Source organism: Veillonella fallax (genome assembly GCF_020687175.1).
GTDB classification, from domain to species: domain Bacteria; phylum Bacillota; class Negativicutes; order Veillonellales; family Veillonellaceae; genus Veillonella; species Veillonella fallax.
Window position 1 is genome coordinate 1 of sequence record NZ_JAJEQD010000043.1, and the last position, 1565, is coordinate 1565.

At 35.5% G+C, this 1565-nt stretch carries 1 protein-coding gene; it reads right to left on the reverse strand.

Features of this window, described 5'->3' with window-relative positions; genetic code table 11:
• Window positions 1-65: 65 nt before the first annotated feature.
• Window positions 66-1507 (reverse strand): IS3 family transposase gene (locus tag LKD20_RS09540; RefSeq protein WP_227721613.1). Its coding sequence is split into 2 segments (ribosomal slippage): window positions 66-919 and window positions 919-1507, totalling 1443 coding nucleotides; the frame shifts between segments, so codons are not numbered across the junction.
• Window positions 1508-1565: the final 58 nt, after the last annotated feature.

Sequence of the window (1565 nt, forward strand, 5' to 3'; positions counted from 1 at the left end):
TGTAGTGACCCCAAAAAGTTAGACTTTTATTTCCGAGTAACCTAAACTGGTTGCTCGGAATTTTTTTATGCTGCAGTAGTAGCTAAACGATAGTCAACTGGACTTAGCCAGTTCAATTTTTCCTTAATTCGTTTAGTATTGTAATACATAATATAGTTTTCAATCGCCATTTTTAACTCATCATAACTATGAAAGGTATTGTCATAATACATCTCTTGTTTTAAGATAGCAAAAAAGTTTTCCATTGGTGAATTGTCGAGACAATTACCTCTTCTAGACATACTTTGAAATATGTTATGCACTTTTAAATTATGTTGATACGCTTTCATTTGGTAACCCCAACCACGGTCAGAATGAAATGTCCGTCGATACTTAGCATCAGCAGTCTTTTCAATCGCCTGTTGTTGTGCTGAAAGTATAGACTCAGCCGATGGTGTAGGACTTATACTAAAACTAATAATTTCAAGATTATATAAATCCATAAATGGATCTAAGTATAGTTTTCCAACTTTCAAAGCACCGTTTGCATCTAGTTCATAATACTTAAATTCAGTTGTATCTGTAGTAATTTTTTGATGTGGTTGACTGCAATAGAATCTACGCTTAATGCGATTAGGTGCAATCCGTCCTTTAACGCCTTTATATGAGTTATATTTTCGGCTCTTACGGGAGAATGCTATTACTTGCAGATTGAACTTTTGCATAATTCGTTGCAATCGTTTCTTATTAATAACAATACCTCGTGATCGCAACAAAGGTAACAATCTTCTATATCCATAGTTGGGATGGTCCTTACGAATATCTTCAATAGCTATTCGTATTTGTAGATCTGGATCTACTCGGTCAAAGCGCTGTTGCCAGTACATATATGTTGCTTTTGGAAAACGTAAGGCAGCAAGAATCTCAGTTAGTTTGAATTCTCTTCGGAGACTGCTAATGATTCTTGCTGTTCTTTCATTTTTCGAGCGTCCTCGAGGCGCAATCTCCTCAATTCTTTTAAATAGGCATTCTCTATTTGAGCGTAGCGTAATTGTTTTTCCAATTCTAAAATACGAGCTTGCTCTGGTGTTAATTCTTTTTTCTTCTTTTGGTTACGTGATTTAGTATGTGTGGTAATCTTTGCTTTTTCATCTGTTCGACTCATGGTAGGTATTCGTCCTTTCGGTCGCTCGACAAAAGCATTGGTCCCATATTTCATAAAATCCGATTTCCAGCGAGCTATTAATGAAGGATTATTCAGCCCATATTGTAATGCAATTTGCCGATACGATAATTCACTAGTTAAGTATGACTCTACCACAGCTAGCTTAAATTCTGAAGTATATCTTGTATTATTTCGCTTTCGACACAAACCATCTTTACCAAATTCTTTAAATGCACTAATCCAACGACGAACTTGCGATGTAGTCTTTACACCATATTTCTTAGTTAAATACTCATATCCACCTTCGCCGTTTAGATATGCGGTAACGACTTTTAATTTAAATATAAGGCTATATTTTGCCATAGAAAAACCGACCTCCTTAACGTTAAGATTTTTGGTCTAACATTAAGGGGTCGGTTCA